This window comes from Rhizobium sp. WSM1328 (assembly GCF_057653715.1).
This window is the reverse complement of record NZ_JBYGKO010000002.1, coordinates 279,420-303,661: the sequence shown is the minus strand read 5'-3', so window position 1 is coordinate 303,661 and position 24,242 is coordinate 279,420. Positions and strand designations below refer to the sequence as shown.

Below are 24,242 nucleotides of genomic sequence, written 5' to 3'. Positions count from 1 at the left end.
AAGCAAGGAAGTCTCCCGCGCCCAAGGACTTGGACGCGCTGGATCCCTGTGACATCACTCGGGCAAAGCACTGAGGGCACAGGGATGACGGAGGAGGGGTAGTCGCCGCCCAATCGAGCATCAGGCGTGCCGAGAACTGGACGGTCGGGCGGTAGGTCCGGTCTCCGATGAAAAAATGCCCGGGCGCAGCCGAAACTGCCCCCGGGCGAAATGCTGTAGATCAGACGAGATCGAAACGATCGGCGCTCATAACCTTGGTCCAGGCCGCGACGAAGTCCCTCACGAACTTCTCCTTGGTATCGGCCTGGCCGTAGACTTCGGCAAAGGCGCGAAGCTGCGAGTGCGAGCCGAAGATCAGGTCGACGCGGGTGCCGGTCCACTTGGCGGCGCCAGTCTTGCGGTCGCGGCCTTCATAGACGCCTTCCTTGCCGGCGAGGGGAACCCACTGCGTGCCCATGTCGAGCAGGTTGACGAAGAAGTCGTTCGTCAACGTCTCGGGACGCGAAGTGAAGACGCCATGCTCGGGCGCGCCGGCCTTCAGCACACGCAGGCCGCCGACGAGGACGGTCATTTCCGGTCCGGTCAGCGTCAGCAACTGGGCGCGGTCGACGAGCGCTTCTTCCGGCTTCATGAACTGATGGCGCTTGCCGTTCACATAGTTGCGGAAGCCGTCGATGCGCGGCTCGAGCGCTGCGAAGGAATGCGCGTCGGTCTGGGCTTCGGAAGCATCCGTGCGGCCCGGCGTGAAGGGCACGCTGACAGCGTTGCCGCCCGCTGCCGCCGCCTTCTCGACGCCGGCTGCACCGGCGAGAACGATCAGGTCGGCGAGCGAGATCTTCTTGGCCCCGGTCTGAACTGCGTTGAAGTCCCTCTGGATGCCTTCGAGAACGCCGATGACTTTGGCGAGCTGGGCTGGCTGGTTGGCGTCCCAGTCTTTCTGCGGGGCAAGGCGGATGCGCGCGCCGTTGGCGCCGCCACGCTTGTCGGAGCCGCGGAAGGTCGAGGCCGACGCCCAGGCGGTCGAGACGAGTTCCTGCACCGTGAGGCCGGTGGCGAGAACCTTTTCCTTCAGGTCGGCAATGTCCTTGTCGTCGACAAGCGGGTGGTCGACGGCCGGGATCACATCCTGCCAGATCAGGTCTTCGGCCGGAACTTCCGGGCCGAGGTAGCGCACCTTCGGTCCCATGTCGCGGTGGGTCAGCTTGAACCAGGCGCGGGCGAAAGCGTCGGCGAACTGGTCGGGATTTTCGAGGAAGCGGCGCGAAATCTTCTCGTAAACAGGATCGAAACGCAGCGCGAGGTCGCTGGTCAGCATGGTCGGCAGGTGCCTCTTCGAGGCGTCGTAGGCATCCGGAATGGAGGCTTCAGCGTTCTTGGCCTGCCACTGATGCGCGCCGCCCGGGCTCTTGGTCAGCTCCCATTCGAAAGCGAACAGGTTTTCGAAGAAGTAGTTGCTCCACTGGGTCGGCGTCTGGGTCCAGGTCACTTCGAGGCCGCTGCCGATGGCATCGCGACCGACGCCGGTGTTAAACTTGCTGGTCCAGCCCAGACCCTGAGCTTCGAGCTCGCCGCCTTCCGGGTCGACACCGACAAACGACGGATCGCCAGCGCCATGGGTCTTGCCGAAGGTATGCCCGCCGGCGATCAGCGCCACGGTTTCTTCGTCGTTCATCGCCATACGGGCGAAGGTTTCGCGGATGTCGCGGGCGGATGCCAGCGGATCCGGGGTGCCGTTCGGGCCTTCCGGGTTGACATAGATAAGGCCCATCTGCACGGCGCCAAGCGGCTCTGCCAGTTCGCGTTCGCCACTGTAGCGTTCGTCACCCAGCCAGGTTCCCTCAGGACCCCAGTAAAGTTCTTCCGGCTCCCAGACGTCGGCGCGGCCGCCGGCGAAACCGAAGGTCTTGAAACCCATGGATTCGAGCGCGACGTTGCCGGTGAGGATCAACAGGTCAGCCCAGGAGATGCGGTTGCCGTATTTCTGCTTGATAGGCCACAGCAGGCGGCGAGCCTTGTCGAGGTTCACGTTGTCCGGCCAGCTGTTGAGTGGCGCAAAACGCTGCTGGCCAGCCCCGGCGCCGCCGCGGCCATCGGTGATGCGGTATGTGCCGGCGCTGTGCCAGGCCATGCGGATGAACAGGCCGCCATAGTGACCGAAATCGGCCGGCCACCAATCCTGCGAATCCGTCATCAACGCGTGAAGATCCTTCTTCAGGCCGTCGAGATCGAGCTTCTTGAACTCCTCCGCATAGTCGAAGGCTTGGCCGAGCGGGTCGGCGCGGCCGGAATTGTGGTGAAGAATCTGCACGTTCAACTGGTCTGGCCACCAGTCGCGGTTGGATCGGCTGCTGCGAGGCGTATTGCCGTGTGGCACAGGACATTTGCCTGCGCTGTCAGTGGGGTTGTCCATGATCGTCTCCTTCATTGCTTGATCTCTCTGCGCGTAAAAAAGATGAGCCGAGCTGGCGCCCCACTCTCCCCTTGCAGTCTTCATATCGGAAGCATGTAATAAATTTAAGTTGGATTTACTGATCGTTGCGATAAGTTGAACTTATGAAGAACCTTACCCTGAAACAGCTACGTTATTTTGAAGCACTGGCTAGAGATGGCCGCTTCCGACGTGCCGCCGACGCCTGTGCGATCTCCCAGCCGGCATTGTCAATGCAGATCAAAGAACTTGAGCAAGAGTTGGGCGGTGAGCTTTTTGAGCGCAACGCGCGTGAGGTGAAGCTGACCGCCTTCGGCCAAAGCGTCGCACTCAGGATCCGCGATATCCTGCGTGGCGTCGACGAACTGGCGGATCTGGCGCGTGCCGCGCGCGATCCTTTCCTGACGCGGCTGCGCATCGGCATCATCCCGACGATTGCGCCCTATCTGCTGCCAGCGATCATCAACGATCTGAACAGGAGCTTTGCCGGCATCCAGATCGAGGTGCGCGAGACGCAGACGTCGAAGCTGGTTCACGAGCTGGCGCAAGGCCAGCTGGACACGGCAATCGTTGCCTTGCCGGTATCCGAGCCCTCGCTGACCGAGCTCGAGCTCTTCCAGGAAGAATTCGTGCTGGTCCGGCGGCCCGAAGACGAGGGCAAGCCGGTGCCCGAACGCGAGGCGCTGCGCGAAATGCGGTTGCTGCTGCTTGAGGAAGGCCATTGCTTTCGCGATCAGGCCTTGTCGTTCTGCAAGATAGGGCCGGCCCGCCCCCGGGAGGTCATGGAAGGCAGCTCTTTATCCACCCTGGTTCAGATGGTCAGCGCCGGTATCGGCATCACCTTGATCCCGGAGATGGCCGTTCCCCTCGAAACGCGCTCGGCGCATGTTTCGATTTCGCGCTTCCAATCTCCGCAGCCGTCGCGAACGATCGGGATGATCTGGCGCCATTCGACGCCTATGGCCAAGCAGCTCGTGCAGGTTTCCGAGGCGGTTCGCCGGTCAGCCGACAGCATGCGCGAACAGTATATCGCGCGGTGATGGAGCTCACATCGCCTCGTCTCAGGATCGCCGTTTGAACGTATGCTCCGCTGCCGGAAACTGTCGCGACCGGACCTCTTCGGCATAAGCGGCGGCGGCGGCCGAAATCCTCTTGCCGAGTTCGTCGTAGCGCTTGACGAAACGCGGGGTGAAATCGCTGAAGAGCCCCAGAATGTCGTCGGAGACGAGAACCTGGCCGTCGCAGGCGGAAGAGGCGCCGATACCGATGGTCGGGATGTGCATGGCGGTTGTCACCTCGCGGGCGAGCGGTTCCACCGTGCCCTCGATGACAGCGGCAAAGGCACCCGAGCCGCCGATGGCGTGGGCGTCACGGCGGATCTTCGACGTCTCGTGTTCGGAATGGCCGACGGACCGATAACCGCCTGCAGTCTGAACCTGCTGCGGCATCAGGCCTATATGGCCCATGACCGGGATCCCCCGCTTGGTCAGAAAGGCGATGGTCTCGGCCATCTCCTCGCCCCCTTCCAGCTTGACCGCATCGCAGCCGGTTTCCTGCAGGATGCGCACTGCGTTGCGGAAGGCGATCTCCTTCGATTCCTGATAGCTGCCGAACGGCATGTCGACGACGACGCAGGCCCTGCCGACGCCGCGCATCACCGCCTTGCCGTGCGCGATCATCATGTCGAGCGTCACGCCGATGGTGCTTTCCATGCCGTAGAGCACCATGCCGAGCGAATCCCCGACCAGCAGGAGGTCGCAATGCTCATCGAGAAGCCGCGCCATGGGCGTCGTATAGGCGGTCAGGCAGACGATCGGCTTGCCGCCTTTCATTGCTGAGATGCGCACTGGTGTAAGGCGCTTCTGAATTCCGGCCGCGCTCATCGGGTCACTCCCTTTCCCGGCAATCTCCGCCCGCCGACAACCCTGTTGTTCCCGATCACTCGGTTGTCACCAACAATTCGGTTGTCACTGACGACCCTGTTGTCGAGAAGCCGTGTCGAGCCGAGCCGAACGAAGAGCGCCACGACGACAGGCTCCGCGATCGACGTGACCGGCTGCAGCGTCGAGGCATCCCTGACGGCGACGACCTCGGGCCTTGCCAGAGGCTCGCGGCTAAGAAACGCCGTGAGCTTTGCCTCGAGTTCCACCGGATCGGTCAAGCCGTCGGCGACCAGGCGCTCGGCCTCGTCAAGGGTCTGAGGGACGATCACCGCGGCACGCCGCTCCGCCTCGCTGAGATAGACGTTGCGCGACGACCATGCGAGGCCGTCGCTATCCCTGACCGTCGGCACCGATATCACGCGCACCGGCAAGGCCAGATCGTCCACCATGCGCTTGATGATGACGACCTGCTGGTAATCCTTCTCTCCGAAATAGGCGGTCTGCGGCTGCACAATGTTGAAAAGCTTGCAGACGACTGTGGCGACGCCGGCAAAATGCCCCGGCCGCAGCGCTCCTTCGAGTTCGCGCCCGAGATCGGGAACGTCGACGACAGCAAGCATCGGGCGGGGATACATGTCCTCGACGCCAGGTGAAAAAAGGAAATTGACGCCGGCTTGCCTCAGCATGGCGGCGTCGCGTTCCAGATCGCGTGGATATCTGCTGAGATCTTCCGCCGGGCCGAACTGCAGCGGATTGACGAAAATCGAGACGACGACGATGTCGTTCTCGGCGCGAGCCCGCGAGACCAGCTCCATATGACCGGCATGGAGATAGCCCATCGTCGGAACAAGGCCGACGGTCCGCCCCTGCCGCTTCAGCGCATCGAGCGTGTGGCGCAGCTCGTCAATGCTCGAGAAAACCCGCATATATCCTCCCTGGGCCGGTCACTCCATCTTGGGCGCGGATAAGAAGTGTAATCGATGCGGCAGGTCAATGCATATTCCGTGATAAAAACGATTAGATGAAACGCCAACCGATTACACCGGACCATATCGGCCCCGGGGGAGCGGCTTTTTGCCACCAGGCTCCTGTTCCGCGTCTCACCTGCTTGCAGTGGAACCGACGATGTGCGACTTCCGTTGCTCGCCCCTGTCCGTCAAGATACCATCACAGTCGGTCGCTATGGACGTAACATGGAGGACGCATGGACAAGCCCTGGAAGATCAGCCGCGGACCGATTGCGGCAACCGAGCTCGACGTGGAGAAGGCAAACGCGATCAACACGCTGTTGATCCGGCCGGTTGGCGTCCTTCCTGCCAAGGCGGGAGATCCGGTCCTGCCTTTTGCCGTCGGCCTTTTCAACGAACTCCGCCCGCTCCTGAAGCCCGATGCCGGCGTCACGACGCTCAGGCGGGCGACCGCGGCCTACGTCCACGGCCGGCGCTACTATTTCGCCAGCGCCCAGCCGGATTCCATGCGCCATGACCTTGACGGTGAACCCGTCGAACCACTGTCGCCCGAAGACCGGCTGGTCGCGCAAAACCGCTTCCTGAGCCTCAAGCAGGCTACCGGCAAAGCCGACGCGCCCGAGCAGACAGCACCGGTTCCCGCTCCGCTGTTGAGCAAAAGCGAACAGATCCGCGCAGCCCTCCTCGGCAAAAGGAACGCCGTCAGCTAGAGCCGGCTGACGGCTTTCTCATAGCAGTGTTCTATAGCGTTTCCATTTGGGGTCGGGGGCGCGGAAAACGCGCCCCCGGCTGGCGCCGGCCGAAGGGGAGGGGCAATCGGCCGGGTCAGTTCAACGGGGCTTCGCCTGATGTGATCCGCTGCTCGTTTCCGGCAAACAGGTGAACCGCATCATGGATTGGTGCAATCCTCAGCACCTCGCCGGGGGCGGCCCTGATCCGTTCCCTGAAGACACAGGTCAGCGTCTGCGTCCCCAGCCGGACGATGACGAGCGTTTCCGAACCCGTGGGCTCGACGACCACCGTCGTTACCTCGATGCCGCCTGGGTCCAACCGGATATGTTCGGGGCGAATGCCGTAGATCGCGGCATCTGCCGGACGGCGCTCACTCGGCAGGAGTAGGCCGTCGGCGGTTCGAAACCCATCTTCCGTCATGTTGCCGCTGATGAAATTCATCGCCGGGGAGCCGATGAAGCCGGCGACGAAAAGGTTGTTCGGACGATCGTACAATTCCAACGGAGAACCCGACTGCTCGATCAGCCCGTCCTTCATGACGACGATCTTGTCGGCCATGGTCATGGCTTCGATCTGGTCGTGGGTGACATAGATGGTGGTCGTCTGCAGCCGTTGATGCAATTCCTTGATCTCCGAGCGCATCTGCACCCTGAGCTTGGCGTCGAGGTTCGACAGGGGTTCATCGAAGAGGAAGACGGCCGGGTCGCGCACGATTGCCCGCCCCATCGCCACACGCTGTCTCTGGCCGCCCGACAGTTGCTTGGGGTATCTCTCCAATAGACTTTCGAGACCGAGGATCTTCGCGGCGTTGCCGACCCGCTGATCGATCTCCGTGCGCGGCATTCGTTTCAGCCGCAACGAAAACCCCATGTTCTTGGCAACGGTCATGTGCGGATAGAGCGCATAATTCTGGAACACCATCGCGATGTCCCGATCCTTGGGGGCAAGCTCGTTGACGATATGCTTGCCGATCTGGATCTGCCCCGAGGTGATACCCTCGAGGCCCGCGATCATTCTCAGAAGCGTGGATTTGCCACAGCCGGAGGGACCGACCAGAACGACGAACTCGCCGTCGCCGATATCGACCGAGACGCCTTTTATGGCTTTGAACGCGCCGTAATCCTTGCGCGCATTGTTGACCGAAACATGGGCCATTGCCGTCCTCCCGAAATCGCTGTCAAAGTCCGCTCAGGACATTTCTCAAATAATCAAGACCGAGGCGCTCGCCGTCTTTGCGGGCGGCTAAGTCCCTGCCCGGCCAGCCATAGGCGGCATCCTCGTGTTCGATCGACAACGTGCCGTCGAAACCACCCCCGCGGGCCTGGCGCAGGAACCTCGGCCAATCGATGAGGCCGAGCCCTGGCAGCTTGTATTGCCACCAGCCCTTGCCGTGATAGCCGACAGCCTGCAGGCTCTCCTTATCGATTGCCGTGTCCTTGGCATGAAGAATGGCGATGCGATCTTTCACGGCCTCCATCGCCTGATAGGGATCGACGCCAATGCGAATGAGGTGCGAGGGATCGAATTCCAGGCCGAAGCGCGGGTCCCTGATCCGCTGAAAAAGCTCCTGCCATCCTTTGGGTGTCGTTCCGATGAAATTATCCTTCGGACCCGGCCAGTTCTCGATTGCGAAGGTGAGGCCATAGGACTGTGTCTTGGCGATCAGCCCGTTGGCGAAATCGGCGAAGTCATCATAATTGGCTTCGTCGCTTGCCGTGTCGTCCCGGCCCGGGAAGATCACGAAGATCGGGACGCCCGCTTCACCGATCGCGCCGGCAAATTCGGCAGTCCTTTCGCGAAGTGCCTCGCGTTTTACGCGGTCAGCATCGAGCTGATTGCCGAAATAGGTGATCGACGACACGAAGAGGTTGCGGCTGCGTGCGAGCGCGACGGCGGCCTCCACGCGATCCGGCGTCTTGATATGGCCGCCGACATCGATTTCGATGGCGTCGAAACCGGCCGATGCGGCGAAATCCACCACTTCCTCGAAGGGGCGATCGTTGAATGTCGAAGTGTAAAAGCCGATCTTCACCAAAATCCTCCCATCTTCACCAAAATCTTCACTATAATCCGTAGGCCTTGCCGGCCGTTTCAACTGTTCAGGCGATCCATGTTCTTGAGTGGCGAACGTGTGCGTTGCGCAGCGTCCGCCGATGCGAGCATGAGGGCTGCTGCCATCGGCATGACCGCCGCCCCCATGGCCGAGGCATCCTCTCCGAGCGAGGCGCGATGAAGCGAGGGCAGGTTGGTGTCCTCGGCATCGAGATGCTCGTGCACATAGCGCAGCAATTCGTCGACGATGCGGATCGGCAATCGGCCGCCGACCAGGACGGCGTCGGGGTCGACGACCATGCCGATATGCTTGACGGCGACAGCCAGATGCGCGCTCATTTCCTTCAGCCACTGCGACACGAGGCGCTTGCCGTGCGCATCCAGCGTCAGGAGATCGTGGGGAACACTCACCTCGACGCCGTGTTTCGCAAGGAAATCATAGAGGAAGAACAGCGAGAATATCTCGCCGAGAAGCTGGACCTTATGGGCCTTCCCGTCCCCGCCATCGGCAATCGGCAGCCAGCCAATTTCGCCGCTGAGGCCCATGGCGCCACGATGACCGTTGCCGTCGAGCACGAGGCCGCCACCCGGGCATGGATTGATGGCGATGTAGAAGAAGCTGCTGCTTTCAGCACCCAGTCCATAATCGAGTTCGGCAAGGGCTGCGGCATTCGCTTCGTTTTCGATGAAGACGGGATGCTGCGTCAGGTTCTCAAGTGCGGCGCGCACGTCGAATGCTGTCCATTCCTGATAGGCCTTGGGCTTGCCGAGAAGCGAAATCTCGCCAAGCCAATCCGGCATCGCCAGACCGATGCCGGCGAGGCGCGCGTCGTCGATGAGCCGGCTGCGCTGGAAATGCGAAATCGCATCGGCCGTGAGCTGCAGGAATTCCGCCGGCAGAATGAAGCGTTTCTCGTGATGCACGCGGGCGCGGACGTTGCCGACGGCATCGACGGCCAGGATCGTCAGATGGTCGCGATCGATGTTGATGCCGATGGCAAAGCAGGCATCCGGATTGATTTCGAGTTCAATCGCCGGCTGACCTCTCAGCCCATGCCGCCGGCGGGCCTCCATGATCAGGCCCTCATCGAGGAGACGATCGACGATCCGGGCGATCGCCGGTTTGGTAAAACCCGTCCGCCTGGCGATTTCGGCGCGCGAAATCGGCGCCTGGCGATGAATACAGCGCAGAACGATAGCCCTGTTGTGCTCACCTGCATCTTCGACATTGGCGCCGGTCAGATCCGGGGACAGCCTGGCGCCGAGTGTCTGGTTCATGCCCGAAATCCTTCCTTGCGCATAGCCTGAACCGCTCGTCATCCCTTGACCGCGCCGCTGGTCATCGCACCGAGGATCAGCCGCTGGAGCGACAGGAAGGCGACGATCGCCGGAACGACCGCAATCAGGCAGGCGGCGGCAAGCAGTTGGATGGACGAGTCGGTTTGCATGCCGCGGAAGTTAAAGATCCCGACGCCGATCGGCATCAGATCATTTTTCGTGAGCAACAGAAAAGGCACCAGAAATTGCGACCAACCGGCAATCACCGTGATGATGAAGACGGAGGCGATGCCCGGCGCCGACAGTGGCAGAATGATGCGCCAGAAGACCGAAAATCGATTGCAGCCATCGATCATCGCCGCTTCGTCGAGGCTGCGCGGGATGCCGTCGACCGAACTCTTCAGAAGCCAGGTCGCCAGCGGAACGCCAAGCGCGATATAGACCATGACGACGGCAAAATGCGTATCCAGCAGGCCGAGGCGGTTCATGTAGCGGTAGAGCGGCACCATGATGACAAGCGGCGAGATCATCTGGAAAAGCAGCAGCCCCATCATCGACAGGCCCTTGCCCCGGAACTGAAAGCGGGAAAAAGCGTAAGCCGCGGGCAGTGCGACGATCAGGACGCCCAGTCCGCTAAGGGCGGCAAGCTTGAGGCCGTTCCAGAGATAGATCGGAAAGTAGCTGTTGTTCAAAACGGTGATGAAATTGTCGATGGTGGGATTGTTTGGAATATATCGCGCCGCGCCGCGATAGATCTCGCGCTTGTCACGCATCGCCATCGACAGGAGATAGGTGAGGGGGCCAGCGAAGAACACGAACATTACCAGCATGAACAGATAACTCATGGCATCGCCGAGCCGCGTTCCGGTCCGTCCGTTCATTGCTCTTCCTCCTTCGGCAGGAACGACGCATAGATAAAGGCGAGCCCGAGGCTGATGATCAGCATGAGCACGGAGAGCACGCTGCCGCCGGACAGGTCGTAGTTTCTAAAGACGATATTGAAGACGTAGAGTGAGATGACCTCGGTCGCGCGCCCCGGACCGCCGCCTGTCAGCGTGATGATCGCATCGAAGGTATTCACCGTCTGGATCGTAATGAGGATCATGTTGACGAGGATTGCCGCGCGCAGTTGCGGAAGCGTGACGAAGAAAAACTGCTGCGATGCCGTTGCGCCGTCGACCTCCGCCGCTTCATAGAGCGAGGGATCGATCGACTTCAGCGCCGCATACATGACGACCATCGAAAATGCTGTGCCGCGCCATATGTTGGAGATGAGGGTGGACCACGGTGCGATTGCGGGGTCCGAGAGCCAGGCGACAACAGGCATGTGCATCAACCTGAGAATGCTGTTCAGCGCGCCATAAGGCGCTTCGGAAAAGAGCATCTGCCAGATGATGCCGCCGGCAATTCCGGGAACAACCCAGGCAACAAGCGCCGTCGTCCTCAAAATGGTGGTGCCGAACAGGCCGCGTTTTTCACCGCGGATGACCACGACGGCGACCGCAAGACCTAAAATCTGCTGGCCGATGACGCTGCCGCCGACGAAGATCAGGGTCGCCCATAAAATGTCGGGCAGCTGCGGCGAGCTCAACGCATTGGTGATCGACCCCAGCGTATAATCCTGATTGTCGCCGATCAGCGTCGCATTGGTGAATGAAAGCCTGAATACATCGATGACGGGATAAAGATAGAAGATGCCGATGACGATGATCACGGGCATGATCCAGGGCAGGGGCGCACCGGCGAAACGGCGCATGAACGATCTGCTTTGAGGCTGGCTGTCAACCTCGATGGCGATGGGGCTCATTGGGCCTCTCTGTCCGGGGTTTCGCAATGTGACGGCGCCCGGGGGCAGGCGCCGTCACGCTCAGAAGCACTAGAGTCGCTTGTAAGCCTCCAGCGCCGCGTTGTAGGCGGCATTCAACGCGTCTTCCGGCTTTTTGGTCCCCGAGAGCACGTCGCCCATCATGATCTGGATCTGGTTGGAGATTTCGGGATAGATCGGCACACCCGGGCGTGCCTGTCCGTCGACCAGAGCCTTGGCGAAGGTCTTGTTGGCTTCGGTAGAGAAGACCTCATATTTGTCGAACAGCGACTTCCTGGTCGGCAACTGCTGCTGCAGCGCGTTTGCCGGCCCCATATAAACCTCGCGGGCGAGGTTGGCGCACATCTCGACCTTATCCTTGTCCTTACTGAAGGAGGCGATCGTCCAACCGCCGGTGCCGGTCGAACGCTGATCGGCGCTGGGCCCGGGGATCGGCGAGAAGGTCCAGTTGTTGAACTCGTCCTCGTCGAGCGTGGCCTTCAACTGCGCATATTGCCAGTTGCCGCCGATGAAGAGAGCCGTCGTCGCCGCGGCGGCCGCAGCATTCAAATCGTCATAATTCGCGATCGTGCTGACGCGCTTGGGCGCGGCACCCGAATCGACGAGATCCTTGAAATAATTCAGGGCCTTCAGGAATTTCTCCTTGTTCTCGCCTTCGCCGAATACCGGCTTGCCTGAATCGTCGACAAGCTTGCCGCCCAGCGCCCAATAATTCGCGAGCCAGTCGAACGTCGTGCCTTCCCAGCGCCCGCCATTGAAGAGGACACCTTCCATGCCTTCCTTGGTGGAGGCGAGCGCGGCCTTTTTCAGGTCGTCCCATGTCTGCGGCGCGTCCGCAACGATCGACTTGTTGCGGTAGAGCACACGAAGATCGGTATCCCACCACCAAGCGCGGACCGTCTGGTCCTTATCGGTGATGCCGCTGCGGATGAAGGGGAACAGGTCATCCACTTCCTCCTTCGAAAAATACGGCGTGAAGTCCGCAAGAACTTTATTGACCATGAACTGCGAGAGGACGAAGGAGTCGACAGCGGCGCAGTCAGGCGCGTTGCCGGCCTTGGCCTGCTCCAGCATCTTGGCCTGTTCGGTGCCGATGTCCGAGGACATGAATTGCATCTGCAATTTCCAGTCCGGATGCTTCTTGATGAAATCGACGAAGAGCTTCTGATAGCCCTCGGCGATCGCCGGATCCGAATTGTTGGGGCTGTCGTTCGTCAAACGGACGACGAGGGATTTGGGCGCATCGGCAAGGCCGATCCTGTCCTTCGTGGCAAGTTCCTGGGCAAATGACGTAGATGCTGAAAATAACATGGTGCTCAGCGCAAATGCGCTGACGGTGGCGCTCTTCATGATGGGTCTCCTCCCCATTTTGAACGGATACAGCCTGGCGGTCAGTTGACCTCTCCTCATTTCCGTGCTGCATTAATTAGATTAAGTTACTTTGATTTGATGTCAAGCCACAGCTTGTAAGGCCAGACCTGGGAGGTTGAGATGCTGGCGACAATCAACAGCAGCTAGCGCACCGTTCCGGAAAATCGAGATCGATTTCCGGAAAAGGATATGCGCCGTGAAAGTGATGGAGCGTCCCGCCGCACGCGCGGCGCATCCACCGCAATTTTCCTGAAGAAGAGCACGAGGCAATCACGGATTGCTGCGATGGCGTGAGTGCGGTTTTGCCCGGCTGAACCGTCGCGGGAAGTTAATTCCATGGAGGATAAGATGCGTCTACTCATTCTCGGTACCGGCGGCATGGCCAACCAGCATGCCGCCAACTTCAAGGCGATTGAAGGTGTCAGCGTCGTGGGCGGCGTCGATGTCGTCCCGGAAAGGCTCGCGGCCTTTTGCACCGAACATGGCATCGCCAACCATTTCACGACCCTTGAGGAAGCTCTCGCCTGGGGCGAGTTCGACGCTGTCGCAAATGTCACGCCGGACCGCATTCACCACCCGACGACGCTACAGGCGATCGCAGCCGGCAAGCACGTCTTCTGTGAGAAACCGCTCGCCACCGATGCGATCAAGGCCATGGAGATGACCGAGGCCATCGAGCGATCGGGCAAGGTCGGCATGGTCAATTTCACCTATCGCAATTCGCCCGCCCTTCAGAAGGGCCGGCAGATGGTGCTCGCCGGCGAAATCGGGCAAGTGCGCCATGTCGAGGCGTCGCATCTGCAAAGCTGGCTGGTCGGTCGGCATTGGGGCGACTGGAAGAGCGAAAGCAAATGGCTGTGGCGGCTGAGCAAGAAGCATGGATCCAACGGCGCGCTCGGTGATATCGGAATTCACATCGTCGATTTCGCATCATACGGTTCAGGCCTTGACGTTGCTCATGTCTTCGCGCGGCTGAAGACCTTCGACAAGGCGCCAGGACACAAGATCGGCGAATATGATCTCGATGCGAATGACAGTTTTACGATGAATGTCGATTTCACTGGCGGGGCAATCGGCACGATCCAGGCGACGCGCACGGCGGCCGGACAGATGGATCAGTTGCGCCTCAGGGTCTATGGCGAAACCGGCTCGATCGAGATGATCTACGACACCGGAAAATCGACGCTTCGCGCCTGTCTTGGCGAGGACGTGCACACGGCGACCTGGCGTGACGTCCCCTTCGATCCGGTCGAGACGAACTACCAGCGTTTCGTCCAGGCAGTGCGGGCGGGCAGGACCCAGGAACCCTCGTTCCGGCGGGCGGCCAATATCCAGAAAGTCCTGGACAAAGCGCTGGCCTCCGATCTCAGCCACGCCGATGAAGCGCTCGCCTGAAGCAACATGCGTCAAGCCGAGGCAGGCGGCAGCAGCAAAGTGTTGAGGAAGGGGAGGAGAGCGGCACCGAGCGCAACGCCGCCGCCGCTGAAGCTCGCAGGTTTCATCGGAGAAATCCAGGGCGTCAGCAACGGTCTCGTCGAGGTGTCGCGCCGCTCGATGGAAAGCTGATGGATCAGCGCTTCGATCACGCCCTGCGGCAGATCGCTGCCGATCATGACGACGCTCGGGGCGAGGAAACCGGCCATGGCGATGATCGGGTCGAGCAGATGGCCAGCGGCTTCCCGTATCCATTGCGACAGTAGCGGCGAGGAGATTTCCTCGCCCTTCAGCAGGCTAGTGAACGCCTGGTCGCCGATCCGTGATCGCAGGGATTCGAAACCGACGACGGTATTGAGCTGGACATTGTCGGGACCGGTCAACATTTCGCCGATGCTGCCCGCCCGGCCATGCACGCCGGAATAGGGAATACCGCGAATGAGAAAGCCGGCCTGAACGTCGTCGTCGATGATGATCATCGCAAGTCCGCCTTCCCTGCCGGAGCTTCCGATCGTGCGCTCGGCGAGAAGGCTCGCCGTACACTCGTTCTCGACATAGGGACGCGCGATCGTCGACATCGCGGCGATCTGATCGCTTTGATCCTCCGTCCAGTCGTTGGCGGCGATGCCGAGCCCGATGATCGGCAACGCGGCGTGGCGATCGACCATATCCCTGACGGCCGCATGCACCAGACCGACTTTGTCAGCGGGGTCCAGCTCGATATAGACCCGGTCATGGAGCTGACCACTCAAATCGATGAGTACGGCCTCGCCACGCCTTTGGCGAAGCTTGACGCCGATCGAGAAAGCACCTTCCGGACGCAAGGCAAACTCGGTGGCGGTGGCCCCTCCGCCAAGGCCATTGCGACGGTTGGAGGTGATAAGCTTTTCCTCGGCCAATCGGCGGAGAATATTGGTAATGCCAGGGCCGGTCAGGCCGCTATGACGCCCAAGCTCCATCCGGGTCAGCGGGCCATGACGGCGGATCGCCTCCAGAATGACGCGAATATTCCGGTCGGCGATTTCACCAGACCGCAGACCGACCATTTTGGTGCGCGGGGCGCCCATGTCCGGGGTTTGAAGCCGACGCGGCCCTGACCGAAGATACCGCATGACTGTCTTTCCTAGAGCACCACCTCGGTTGTGTACTTCATCCGCGGGCTATGGGAAAGCCGGGCTTGGCAGCCGCCTTATGCAGCGTCAGACCGGAAACTACACGGCAATCGGAGCTTCACTCTATCGGTCGTTAATAGCTGCAAGGATGATCGTTGCCAAACCCATCGCGGCAGGCAGGTCTGAGCGAATAGTCGGCGCCGGTATATCCAACCGAGCCGGTCTGCATCGAGTCATTCGAGCTCGTCGTGCAGGATGACGACGATACCGCAACCACGATGACGGCTGTCGCGGTTATCAGCAATTTTTTGCGGACTTGAAGCATCCCACCCTCCCCAGCACTGCCTGAAATCTGCCATATCAGCGCAATACTCGGTCAAATAGGGCCGACCGGGGTTTCGATAACTGTTGTTGTCGATCAAGATCTCGTTATTCCGTGAAGGCCCAAGCGTTTCATTCAATAGCTCATCTTGCGCCAGCACAGCAGCGTTTCGCATCCCTTTCCAGCACCCGCGTTGAAGCGGACGATGAGATTTCCAGGTAATCGGGGTTGATATTCGCGTATCCGCGACGGGTTCCACAAACAGTTCCGCCATCGGCGAAAATCTCGACGATTCCGCAATCATGAAACAGACGAAGGTCCTTTCCGTCGGCAAGCTCCGCCACGTAATGGATCGAGCCGTCGTCCTGGGCGAGCCGGATCGAGAGAATACCTCCAGCGACGCAGACCTCGAAGGCAAGTTCGCCGCCCTGCGTTGCAACGACCTTGCTGCCTTCCAGGGCTCCGGAAAGGCGAATTTCAATGGGTGCCATTGGTAGCGAGAATTTGCCGCATTGTTTCTCGACGATAGGGTCAGCGGCAAAGTGATCGTCGACTTCGATCGTCGGCAGCATGCGCAGCCTCTTCCCGTCCTCACTCAAACTTAGAACACGTGGTAGGGACATCTCTCCGGAATAGGCTGAGCCCTCGGGCTTGCGATATTCCCAATTGAAAAGCCAGGCAAAGGCGATCTGGCGCCCTCCCGCTTCGAAACTCTGCATCGCATAATAATCGGTGCCGAAATCCAGCAATTGCATTTCCGGCATGTCGGCCACGAAGCAGTCGTCTATAAACTCGCCGATCAGGGCATAAAGGAGATTGTGGCGCCGTGTTCGTGGCTCGACATGGCCAACAAAACCCATCACCAGAACCCACTTTTCCTCCAGCCGAAAGAAATCCGGGCATTCAACCGCACGCGCGCCTTCCTGGCGGAAATTAGCCGGTGCACGGTAGAGCGGCCTGAGATATTGCCAATCGAGGCCATCGGCGGAGCCAAACAACAACACTGCGGGATCGCCTTCGATCGATGCGCCGAGTATCATGCGATAGGCGTTGGCTGCGTCATCCCACCAAACCTTTGGATCGCGGAAATCGTGCTCGACCCCATCGGGACGCTCTTCCAACACCGTCACAATGCCTTCTGCCTTGATCATCCTCCGATCCGGGCGCGCTATTTTCTGAATTTCCCGATAGCCCTCGAAAAGGTCATAGGCAGGCAGGCGCTCGGTGTAAAAGAACATCAAACTTCCATCTCGATCCCGAAAGGCGTTGCCGGAGAATGCGCCCCCTGTGGCGCCGAGACGCCACAGGTTCTGTTCTGGATGCAGAAATACCGGCATGTGAAGCCAATTGACCAGATCGCGGCTGGTCGCATGTCCCCAGTGCATCGGTCCCCAATCACTGCCGCTCGGATGGAATTGATAAAAAAGGTGCCATAGCTCGTCGATCTTGCAGAGACCTACGGGGTCGTTCATCCAATGCCGGATTGGCGAGAAATGAAGCGCAGGACGATCCGGATCGGACCGAAGCCAATTTTCAATTTCCGCGCCGGTGCGTTGAAGGATCCCTTTTTGCGAGAATTCAAACACTGTTATACCGGTCTCGTGCACGGTTTGAGGCTGATATCCATAGGCCCACAGAACAGCGTCCGGCGCATTGGTGACAATGGTGACCTCGCAAGCTTCCCTGTGGTGATATTTGAAAAACTCCGGATCGATGGCAAATGACCGAACCTGCCAAACCGTTTTCCCGTCAATGTCGATACGAAAAAAGCCGTCGCCCGCGGCCCAAAATTCCAAGTGGTATCCCGAGGGTAGGAACAGGTTTTGCTGCATCAACGGGCCATCTTGCCGGTCCATTTGGTTCGCCATGAACACAACTCCGAATAGTCACTGGATTTTCGACCGACGGCGTAACTATGTTCGGTCTAGTGAAACTCTGCCGACGATTGCCCGGGAACTGGAGTGCCCCTGAAAGCATTCACTGTTCTGTCCATCTCGACCTGTTCGACACGGCCTGAATCTAGAACTGTATTCCGCACCGAACCCCTTTGCACCCGTACTGCCGTTACCTCGAGCGCCTTCAAATTGTCCGTTGAAAGCAATGCGCCCACTTGCGTTGAAAAACACGCGCTGTTTGGTGCGTCGTTGATTTGCGACATTTCGGTTGTGGCCACGATGTGATTATTGGCGATGTAGTTCCCGCTGCCGGAAACGACATTGATGATCACAGGCTTTGCGGCGAGAGGCTTGATATATTGAGTATCGATCGTTTCTGAAATGTGGTTGGCGATGACCGAATTATTGCTGCCCTCAATGCGCAAAAGTCCGAACAGGTCATCCAGGCCGTTATCGTACTTCTGCATGGGCGCCCACGGCTCGCGATCCCGCAGGAAGTGATTTGAGGAAACCAGGTTTTCGCAGCAATTCGCAGCAAAAACCAGCATTCCGGGATAGAAGGAATGGAATCTGTTTCCTGTGATCGAGGAACGCACCACGCCGGAAAAATAGACGCTGCTGGCACCTCGGGGGAAGACGTTGTTTGAAGAGACCAGGATGCCGCCGTAATTTTCAGCGTAGACGGAGTGTCCCCTATATCCGGCTCCGACAAAATTATTCGCTATCCTCGAGGCCTGCCCCATACCTTTCAATTCGATACAGTTGCCGCACTCTGCAATGAAATTATTGTCTATCGCCAGCGCATCCGCGTCATGAACAGTCACTCCATGTTCCAGATAGATAAGGCCCATCCCCGCTATTCGGAATGAGTCATTGGCGCTGCCCACATAGATTCCCGTTTTGCCATTCCTGTAGGTATTTTCCGCATCATTCTGCCCCGAACCGTCGTCCATGAAGTGCAGGCCATCGATGCAAAAATCGGCAAATTCCACAGAGCTTATGCGAGGATTGCCGGTGCGCTTGACATAAAACGCGGCTCCGGCAGCCTCACCGTCGGCGGCGTCCGGAGACATGTCCACACATACGCGACTTCCGCCCGGCCACACTTCACGCCACTGTGCCAGTTCGTCTGCAGGTGTGTTGAAACGGATGCTCGAAGACGTAAATCCGTGTCCCGAGCCGACAATCTTCAGATAGCTCAGGTCTATCACGACCTGGGTGGCAAGACGATAATCGCCTGGCGGTATATAGATCACTGCTCCAGGCTTTCCGCCCTCATTCTGATCGGGAACCGCTTGCCTGCCTTTAATATCCGCAATGATGCTATTGATGACCGATCCAATGTCCTCATGGGGGTTGCCTAAGGGATATTGTGTTACGTCGTAAAAGTTGTCACTTGCCATGGTTCATGTCTCCTCGGCCATTTCCTACTCCGCAGCGAGAGTAGACCGATGTTCTTGATTGGCTTGTCGTGCGAAAGCCGCCTGGGGAAATGCGTTCAACCGGCTCTCTTGTTCGAGTTTGGAGCAGGATCCTGCGCACCATCACCAGATGCTGGTGCGGATGTCCGGTTCAAAGAAATGGAGTTCGTCGGCATCGACAGCGATGCGCGCGATGTCACCTGCGCGGACTGTACTCTTCGGAGAAAATCGGGCCACAGCAGCCTTTTCGTTGCCGATGTCGACGACGGCGTCCGGGTCGCCGGCATCCACACGGGTTGCGTCGATATTCAGATGCACCATGGATTCAGAACCTAGCGCCTCGACAAGAGTGACCGGGGCCGAGATCTCGGCCGAAGAGGGCCGGATTGCGGCATCGTTCATATGCTCGGGCCGGATACCGACAATGACCTGCCGGTTGGACGCACCGTTGAGCGAAGGGCGGTCTTCGAAAACCCGGTCGGGCATTTCCAGGCTGTTGCTGCCCAGGGTCAGCGTCCTCCCATTCAGAACGGCCTCGTACAAATTCATCGAGGGCGATCCGATAAAGGCGGCGACAAAGACATTGTCAGGACGATTGTACAGGTTTTGCGGTGTGTCGACTTGCTGCAGCACACCGCCTTTCATGACAGCGACGCGGTCACCCATCGTCATCGCCTCGACCTGGTCGTGGGTCACGTAAATCGTCGTGACATTCAGTTTTCTCTGGAGACTGGCGATCTCGGCGCGCATCTGCACGCGCAGCTTGGCATCGAGGTTCGACAACGGTTCATCCATCAGGAAGGCCGCTGGTTTGCGGACGATCGCCCGTCCCATGGCGACACGCTGACGCTGGCCTCCTGAAAGGAGTGCCGGCCTGCGGTCGAGCAAAGTCGTCAGTTCGAGGATGCGGGCGGCTTCGTCTACGCGGCTGGCAATCTCGGTCTTCGGCAGGCCTGCCATCAGCAAGGGGAAGGCAATGTTCTCCCGCACTGTCTTGTGCGGGTAGAGCGCATAGGACTGAAAGACCATGGCGATGTCGCGATCCTTGGGATCGACATCGTTGACTAACCTGTCACCGATTTTGAGTTCACCGCTCGTAATGCTCTCCAGGCCAGCGATCATCCTGAGCGCCGTCGATTTCCCACATCCGGACGGGCCGACGAAAACCATGAACTCGCCATCCCTGATGTCGAAGCTCAGATCGTGCAGAGCGTGAAAGCTGTTTCCATAGACCTTGTTGATATTGCGCAGTTCTATGCCGGCCATGCCTTTGCCTCCCTCATCCCTTCACAGCGCCGAAAGTCAGGCCGCCGACGATTTGTTTTTGCAGTGCGAGCGTTACGATGATGACCGGCAGCGAGTAGAGGACGGCTGCGGCGGTCATCGCCCCCCAGGCAAGCCCGTAGACCGAATTGTATTCGGCGATGACGATCGGCGCCGTTTTGGTCGCCTCCGATGTCAACAGCAGCGCGTAGAGGAACTCGTTCCAGCTTGTAATGAAGGTAAAGAGCGCGGTGACCGCTATCCCCCCTGTCATGACCGGAAGCACGATCTTTCGAAATGCCTGGAATCGCGTGCAGCCATCCATGCGCGCGGCTTCTTCGAGCTCCTTCGGTATGCCCTCGAAGAACGCGGACATGAGCAGCAGTGCCAGTGGTACCGCAGCCGACGTGTGAGCGAGCACCAGGCCTGGAATGGTATCGAGCAGACCCAGAGACTTCAAAAGCTGGAACAGCGGCACTCCGAGCGCCACCGACGGCACCATGCGTGTCACCAGGGCGAAGAGCAGGAAAATGGTGGTGATCCGGCGCCGGTACTGCGTGGCAACGTAAGCGGCAGGCACGGCCACCGAAAGCGAGAGAGCCGTCGTCAGCACCGCGACGGTGAGGGAATTGACGAAGGCTCTCGGCAAAGTGGAGGATCGCAGCACTTCGCGGAAGTTCTCGAACGACACAACGGCCGGAAAGAAGCTTGGCGGGATCTGTTGGACATCAGCCGCGGGCTTGATGGAGGTCATCAGGAGATAGATGTAAGGCAGCGCGTAGGATAGCACCAACACGAGGGCTGCCGCGTTGATCAGGATTCCGCTGAGATTGGGGCGGGGAGCTCTACGCATGGACCGGCCTCCATATCTTCCAATAGGCGACTGCCGCCAAAAGCATCATGACGATGAGGAACAATGTTCCTGACGCGGAAGCCTCGCCGAGATCGCCGAACCGAACCATGCGCTGGTAGATGTTCATCGAGAACACTTCAGAAGCGTGACTGGGACCACCCTGCGTCTGTATCCAGATCAGGTCGAATGTCTTTGCAGCATCCACGCCCCGCACGATCACGACGACGGCGATCACCGGCCGCATGAGGGGAAGGGTGACATGCCAAAAGCGCTTGAGCGCATTCGCCCCGTCGATCCGCGCTGCCTCCAGCAGGTCTTTTGGGATGTTCGTCAGCCCGGCATAGGACACAAGGGCGACAAAGGAAGTCGTCAGCCAGATGTCGGCAAAGGAAACAGAATAGATGACGATATCTTCGCTGGACAACCATGCGATCGCGTCTGGTTCGCTTATCAGACCCAAACGGACGAGCCCGTAGTTCAGGATGCCGATATTGCCGACGAGCAGAAATCGCCAAAGTAGACCCGCGACGATGGGCGGAACCATCAGCGGCAGAGCGAAGATCGTGCGATGCCACCGCGATTGACCGGCAAGCGCCGAAAAAATCAGCGCCGCACAGAAGCCGAACGTGAACTCGAAGAACAGCGCGAAAAGCGAATACTGAACGGTCCGCAGAGCGCTTTCCATGACACGTTTCGACGTCAAGGCATCAACATAGTTCTGCAACCCGACCCATTCGCGGATATGAGGCGTGATCGTATCGACCTTGAAAAAGGAATCGAAGACCAGGAGCCCCACCGGGTAAGCGACCAGCACGCCGAGGATGGCGACAGCAGGCGCGAGCATGCAAAGTACAAATCGGTCTTCGCCCGACATGTCCGTCTCCGAAAGCTAAGGGTGGGGCATATTTTGCCCCACGATGTGGAGGAATGTACGAGGCTAGTTGAGAATGTCCTCGATCGTTTCCTTGGCTTCCGTCAAGACCTCGCCGACATCCGCCTTGCAGGTCAGCGCCTGCTGGATAGCCGGGAGAACAGCTTCATCGACGATTTCCTGATATTTTTCATTGATCGGCCGGCCCTGGGTGGCAGGCGCGCTCAGCGTCTCAAGAAGTGGGGGAAAGTGCTCATAGCCGGCCTTGTCTGAATAGCTCCGATAGGCGGAATTCGTCGCAGCAAGTCCGAGGGGAGCTTCGATACCCAGGGCATTGTTGGCGATAGCAAACGAGACGAATTTTTTCGCTGCATCCTTGTGCTCAGATGTCGAGGGAACGACGTTGTACCAAGGCCCGGGAACAGCTGCGATCCCGGCGTCGCCGGCCAGCATCGGTACCACGCCGACCTTGCCGCTGACCTTCGAATCCGGAGGCGTCATCTTGTAGGCGTGCGCCCAGAACTTCATCATGGCTGTTTTGCCCTGGTAGAACAGGTTCTGCGCCTCGCCCCAGCCGATTTCGTTCACGTTTTCAGGAACGGAATGATCAATGCAGTGTGGCGCGATGTAGAATTCAAGTGCCTTCTTGTGCGCCTCATTGTCGATAATGACCTGCCCGTCCTTATCGAGGATCACCCCTGGCGAACCCGCCTGCAGCACATGTGCCATCCATTCCTCTGAAAATGTGCCGATGGTGTCGGTGCCCCAGAAGTCGGTCTTTCCATCGCCGTCAGTGTCACGCGTGAAGAATTTCGCAATGTCGCGCCACTGCTGCCAGGTTTTTGGCGGCGCGAGAGGATAGCCATACTTGGCCTGAAAAGCCTCTCTTTCCTCAGCCTTATCAAACAGATCCTTGCGATAGAAGACGATCTCGGCATTGGCCCAGGCAGGCATACCGATCAGTTTGTCACCGACCTTCGCGTCGGCAAGCAAGGAAGGCGGCAGATCCGCGCGAACCGCATCGGTGAAAAGAGCCGAGAGATCCTCGACGTGGCTTGCAAACTTCGCATTCCACACGACGTCGATCGTCACGACATCGAACGCGGAAGAGCCAGAGGCGATTTCGGCTGAGAATTTGTCAAAGACACCCTGATAGGGAACGGTCGTGAAGTTCACCTCGATGCCTGTTTCGGCAGTAAACTTCTCGGCGACCGCCTTCTGCAACATTTCGCCGCCGCCTTCGACCAAGATATTGATGGTTTCGGCATTGGCAGTGGCGGTTATGAAAACAAGCGCAAGTGCGCTGGCACCAAGCAATTTCTTCATCGATTCCTCCCATGTGGCCCGCTGCACTTGCACTGAGCCCTCCTTCTTGCTGCGAAAGTAGTCTTCGTATGACGACGTTGTCAATACAGAATGACGACGTTGTCATAAAAATATGTCGACGTTGTCATGCGTCTGGTTTAAAACGAATCCGGCAAGGAGATTGGCGTACATGGTCAGCATAATCAGCGTCGCGAAAGTGGCGGGAGTTTCCAACAAAACTGTGTCTCGCGTCATTAACGGCGAACCATATGTGACCGAGGAAACCAGGGAGAGGGTCGAAAGGGCAATTCGAGACCTCGGATATGTGCCCAATATGGCCGCGCGCCAAATACGCTCAAGTCGCTCCAACACATTTGGTATCATCGCTGACTACGTGTCGACGACGCCTTATTCCGTGGATATCGTTCGCGGGATCCAGGATTGGGCCAATGCCAACGGCAAGACCATTCTGATGGCAAACACCGGCGGTGCGTCCGAACAGGAAACTAAAATTTGGAAAATGTTCCAATCGCACCGCATTGACGGTGTTCTCTACGTAACGATGTACCACCGCATCGTTGACCCCGAAATCGGCGACGTCGGCATCCCCACAGTCATGATCAACTGCCGACCAAAAACGAGCGAGCTGTTGCCGTCGATCGAACCCGATGACTATCAGGGTGCGCGAGATCTTACCCGCTATCTGCTTGAGCGGGGTCATCGAAAGATCGGCTATATCCGGCTCAATCCCATTTTATTGGGGGCGGAACTGCGCCTCGATGCTTTCCGCAAGACCACCGGAGACTTTGGCCTTTCGGAGAGCGACCTAAGTATCCGTCTAGGCATGGAAGGACCGGTAGGAGCAGAGAAGAATTACGTTTTTGCTGCCGCCACCGAGATGCTTCAACAAAGGGATCGACCGACCGCAATCATGAGCGGCAACGACGAAATGGCGATCCAAATCTACATCGCGGCCATGGCATTGGGTCTTCGGATTCCCGAGGACGTCAGTATTGTCGGCTTTGACGATTTCCGGACGGTTTCCCTGGCGCTGAGGCCGGAGCTGACCACTGCCGCTTTGCCGTACTATGATCTCGGTCTGCAAGGGGCGGAATTGTTGAATAGCGTGGTGGCGGGAAGCGAAGCTTGCCCGAGCAGTCGAGTTATGTCCTGCAATTTGGTGGAGCGACTTTCGGTGTCCTCCCTGTAATCTGACCTCATGCACGAGA

22 protein-coding genes are annotated in these 24,242 nt (G+C 59.1%); 4 read left to right on the top strand and 18 right to left on the bottom strand.

The features are described 5' to 3' along the window. Window positions 1-220 precede the first annotated feature (220 nt). Window positions 221-2,410 carry a catalase/peroxidase HPI gene (katG, locus tag AC2444_RS24955; RefSeq protein ID WP_012755205.1) on the bottom strand — a complete coding sequence of 730 codons (2,190 nt, stop codon included), beginning with the start codon at window positions 2,408-2,410 and terminating at the stop codon, window positions 221-223. 143 nt (window positions 2,411-2,553) lie between these two features. On the opposite strand from katG, the gene AC2444_RS24950 reads away from it, so the two are divergent. Then, window positions 2,554-3,468, top strand: coding sequence for a hydrogen peroxide-inducible genes activator (locus AC2444_RS24950; protein ID WP_003562320.1), 915 nt, complete (start codon window positions 2,554-2,556; stop codon window positions 3,466-3,468). A gap of 21 nt (window positions 3,469-3,489) precedes the next feature. On the opposite strand, the gene panB is transcribed toward AC2444_RS24950, so the two are convergent. Further along, window positions 3,490-4,311: a 3-methyl-2-oxobutanoate hydroxymethyltransferase gene (panB, locus tag AC2444_RS24945; protein ID WP_003562321.1), complete on the bottom strand. Its 822-nt coding sequence runs from the start codon at window positions 4,309-4,311 to the stop codon at window positions 3,490-3,492. Next, the gene (gene panC, locus AC2444_RS24940; RefSeq protein WP_003562322.1) at window positions 4,308-5,237 is read right to left on the bottom strand and encodes a pantoate--beta-alanine ligase; all 930 of its coding nucleotides are present in this window, start codon (window positions 5,235-5,237) and stop codon (window positions 4,308-4,310) included. The genes panB and panC overlap by 4 nt, the downstream gene beginning before the upstream one ends. A 278-nt stretch (window positions 5,238-5,515) precedes the next feature. Here panC and AC2444_RS24935 point away from each other — a divergent pair, with 278 nt between their 5' ends. Further along, window positions 5,516-5,989, top strand: a complete 474-nt coding sequence (locus tag AC2444_RS24935; RefSeq protein WP_012755202.1) for a ProQ/FINO family protein — start codon at window positions 5,516-5,518, stop codon at window positions 5,987-5,989. 115 nt (window positions 5,990-6,104) lie between these two features. On the opposite strand, the gene AC2444_RS24930 is transcribed toward AC2444_RS24935, so the two are convergent. The 6 genes from AC2444_RS24930 to AC2444_RS24905 form a co-directional block, all read right to left on the bottom strand. Further along, a complete protein-coding gene (locus AC2444_RS24930) occupies window positions 6,105-7,166 on the bottom strand; it encodes an ABC transporter ATP-binding protein (RefSeq protein WP_012755201.1) in 1,062 nt (353 codons plus the stop codon). Between the two features lie 22 nt (window positions 7,167-7,188). Continuing rightward, window positions 7,189-8,043: a sugar phosphate isomerase/epimerase family protein gene (locus AC2444_RS24925; protein WP_012755200.1), complete on the bottom strand. Its 855-nt coding sequence runs from the start codon at window positions 8,041-8,043 to the stop codon at window positions 7,189-7,191. Window positions 8,044-8,102: 59 nt separating this feature from the next. Next, complete coding sequence (locus AC2444_RS24920) at window positions 8,103-9,341, bottom strand: ROK family transcriptional regulator (protein ID WP_003562326.1); 1,239 nt, start codon at window positions 9,339-9,341, stop codon at window positions 8,103-8,105. Window positions 9,342-9,379: 38 nt separating this feature from the next. Continuing rightward, window positions 9,380-10,222 (bottom strand): carbohydrate ABC transporter permease, encoded by an 843-nt coding sequence (locus tag AC2444_RS24915; protein ID WP_012755199.1) that lies wholly within the window; start codon window positions 10,220-10,222, stop codon window positions 9,380-9,382. Beyond that, window positions 10,219-11,148 carry a carbohydrate ABC transporter permease gene (locus AC2444_RS24910; protein ID WP_128449320.1) on the bottom strand — a complete coding sequence of 310 codons (930 nt, stop codon included), beginning with the start codon at window positions 11,146-11,148 and terminating at the stop codon, window positions 10,219-10,221. Before AC2444_RS24910 ends, AC2444_RS24915 begins: the two co-directional genes overlap by 4 nt. A gap of 69 nt (window positions 11,149-11,217) precedes the next feature. Then, window positions 11,218-12,516: a type 2 periplasmic-binding domain-containing protein gene (locus tag AC2444_RS24905; protein ID WP_003562329.1), complete on the bottom strand. Its 1,299-nt coding sequence runs from the start codon at window positions 12,514-12,516 to the stop codon at window positions 11,218-11,220. A gap of 369 nt (window positions 12,517-12,885) precedes the next feature. On the opposite strand from AC2444_RS24905, the gene AC2444_RS24900 reads away from it, so the two are divergent. Beyond that, entirely contained in the window at window positions 12,886-13,932 is a 1,047-nt protein-coding gene (locus AC2444_RS24900; protein ID WP_026157573.1) for a Gfo/Idh/MocA family protein, read from the top strand. An 11-nt stretch (window positions 13,933-13,943) separates the two neighbouring features. On the opposite strand, the gene AC2444_RS24895 is transcribed toward AC2444_RS24900, so the two are convergent. The 9 genes from AC2444_RS24895 to AC2444_RS24855 form a co-directional block, all read right to left on the bottom strand. Next, a complete protein-coding gene (locus AC2444_RS24895; protein WP_017996081.1) occupies window positions 13,944-15,083 on the bottom strand; it encodes an ROK family transcriptional regulator in 1,140 nt (379 codons plus the stop codon). A gap of 133 nt (window positions 15,084-15,216) precedes the next feature. After that, entirely contained in the window at window positions 15,217-15,408 is a 192-nt protein-coding gene (locus AC2444_RS24890; RefSeq protein ID WP_012755195.1) for a hypothetical protein, read from the bottom strand. Continuing rightward, the gene (locus AC2444_RS24885; protein WP_164902314.1) at window positions 15,317-15,505 is read right to left on the bottom strand and encodes a hypothetical protein; all 189 of its coding nucleotides are present in this window, start codon (window positions 15,503-15,505) and stop codon (window positions 15,317-15,319) included. Before AC2444_RS24885 ends, AC2444_RS24890 begins: the two co-directional genes overlap by 92 nt. A 43-nt stretch (window positions 15,506-15,548) precedes the next feature. Then, window positions 15,549-17,237, bottom strand: coding sequence for a glycoside hydrolase family 32 protein (locus AC2444_RS24880; RefSeq protein ID WP_128449380.1), 1,689 nt, complete (start codon window positions 17,235-17,237; stop codon window positions 15,549-15,551). A 92-nt stretch (window positions 17,238-17,329) separates the two neighbouring features. Further along, window positions 17,330-18,703, bottom strand: a complete 1,374-nt coding sequence (locus AC2444_RS24875) for a NosD domain-containing protein (protein ID WP_128449321.1) — start codon at window positions 18,701-18,703, stop codon at window positions 17,330-17,332. A 141-nt stretch (window positions 18,704-18,844) separates the two neighbouring features. Then, complete coding sequence (locus tag AC2444_RS24870; protein ID WP_128449322.1) at window positions 18,845-19,987, bottom strand: ABC transporter ATP-binding protein; 1,143 nt, start codon at window positions 19,985-19,987, stop codon at window positions 18,845-18,847. 13 nt (window positions 19,988-20,000) lie between these two features. After that, window positions 20,001-20,837: a carbohydrate ABC transporter permease gene (locus tag AC2444_RS24865; RefSeq protein WP_017996084.1), complete on the bottom strand. Its 837-nt coding sequence runs from the start codon at window positions 20,835-20,837 to the stop codon at window positions 20,001-20,003. After that, on the bottom strand, window positions 20,830-21,711 hold the full coding sequence (locus tag AC2444_RS24860) for a carbohydrate ABC transporter permease (RefSeq protein ID WP_012755190.1): 882 nt from the start codon (window positions 21,709-21,711) through the stop codon (window positions 20,830-20,832). The genes AC2444_RS24865 and AC2444_RS24860 overlap by 8 nt, the downstream gene beginning before the upstream one ends. 63 nt (window positions 21,712-21,774) lie before the next feature. Further along, window positions 21,775-23,034, bottom strand: coding sequence for an ABC transporter substrate-binding protein (locus AC2444_RS24855; protein WP_128449381.1), 1,260 nt, complete (start codon window positions 23,032-23,034; stop codon window positions 21,775-21,777). Between the two features lie 169 nt (window positions 23,035-23,203). Between AC2444_RS24855 and AC2444_RS24850 the strand changes: the two genes are divergently transcribed. Beyond that, window positions 23,204-24,223, top strand: a complete 1,020-nt coding sequence (locus AC2444_RS24850) for a LacI family DNA-binding transcriptional regulator (protein ID WP_012755188.1) — start codon at window positions 23,204-23,206, stop codon at window positions 24,221-24,223. Window positions 24,224-24,242 lie beyond the last annotated feature (19 nt).

Coding starts and splice junctions, on each gene's coding strand:
- AC2444_RS24860 (WP_012755190.1), bottom strand. CDS start 21,711: ATGTCGGGCGAAGACCGATTTGTACTTTGCATGCTCGCGCCTGCTGTC.
- AC2444_RS24875 (WP_128449321.1), bottom strand. CDS start 18,703: ATGGCAAGTGACAACTTTTACGACGTAACACAATATCCCTTAGGCAAC.
- AC2444_RS24935 (WP_012755202.1), top strand. CDS start 5,516: ATGGACAAGCCCTGGAAGATCAGCCGCGGACCGATTGCGGCAACCGAG.
- AC2444_RS24865 (WP_017996084.1), bottom strand. CDS start 20,837: ATGCGTAGAGCTCCCCGCCCCAATCTCAGCGGAATCCTGATCAACGCG.
- AC2444_RS24890 (WP_012755195.1), bottom strand. CDS start 15,408: ATGCTTCAAGTCCGCAAAAAATTGCTGATAACCGCGACAGCCGTCATC.
- AC2444_RS24900 (WP_026157573.1), top strand. CDS start 12,886: ATGCGTCTACTCATTCTCGGTACCGGCGGCATGGCCAACCAGCATGCC.
- AC2444_RS24920 (WP_003562326.1), bottom strand. CDS start 9,341: ATGAACCAGACACTCGGCGCCAGGCTGTCCCCGGATCTGACCGGCGCC.
- AC2444_RS24895 (WP_017996081.1), bottom strand. CDS start 15,083: ATGCGGTATCTTCGGTCAGGGCCGCGTCGGCTTCAAACCCCGGACATG.
- AC2444_RS24850 (WP_012755188.1), top strand. CDS start 23,204: ATGGTCAGCATAATCAGCGTCGCGAAAGTGGCGGGAGTTTCCAACAAA.
- AC2444_RS24910 (WP_128449320.1), bottom strand. CDS start 11,148: ATGAGCCCCATCGCCATCGAGGTTGACAGCCAGCCTCAAAGCAGATCG.
- AC2444_RS24870 (WP_128449322.1), bottom strand. CDS start 19,987: ATGGCCGGCATAGAACTGCGCAATATCAACAAGGTCTATGGAAACAGC.
- panC (WP_003562322.1), bottom strand. CDS start 5,237: ATGCGGGTTTTCTCGAGCATTGACGAGCTGCGCCACACGCTCGATGCG.
- AC2444_RS24950 (WP_003562320.1), top strand. CDS start 2,554: ATGAAGAACCTTACCCTGAAACAGCTACGTTATTTTGAAGCACTGGCT.
- AC2444_RS24905 (WP_003562329.1), bottom strand. CDS start 12,516: ATGAAGAGCGCCACCGTCAGCGCATTTGCGCTGAGCACCATGTTATTT.
- katG (WP_012755205.1), bottom strand. CDS start 2,410: ATGGACAACCCCACTGACAGCGCAGGCAAATGTCCTGTGCCACACGGC.
- AC2444_RS24930 (WP_012755201.1), bottom strand. CDS start 7,166: ATGGCCCATGTTTCGGTCAACAATGCGCGCAAGGATTACGGCGCGTTC.
- AC2444_RS24880 (WP_128449380.1), bottom strand. CDS start 17,237: ATGCAGCAAAACCTGTTCCTACCCTCGGGATACCACTTGGAATTTTGG.
- panB (WP_003562321.1), bottom strand. CDS start 4,311: ATGAGCGCGGCCGGAATTCAGAAGCGCCTTACACCAGTGCGCATCTCA.
- AC2444_RS24855 (WP_128449381.1), bottom strand. CDS start 23,034: ATGAAGAAATTGCTTGGTGCCAGCGCACTTGCGCTTGTTTTCATAACC.
- AC2444_RS24915 (WP_012755199.1), bottom strand. CDS start 10,222: ATGAACGGACGGACCGGAACGCGGCTCGGCGATGCCATGAGTTATCTG.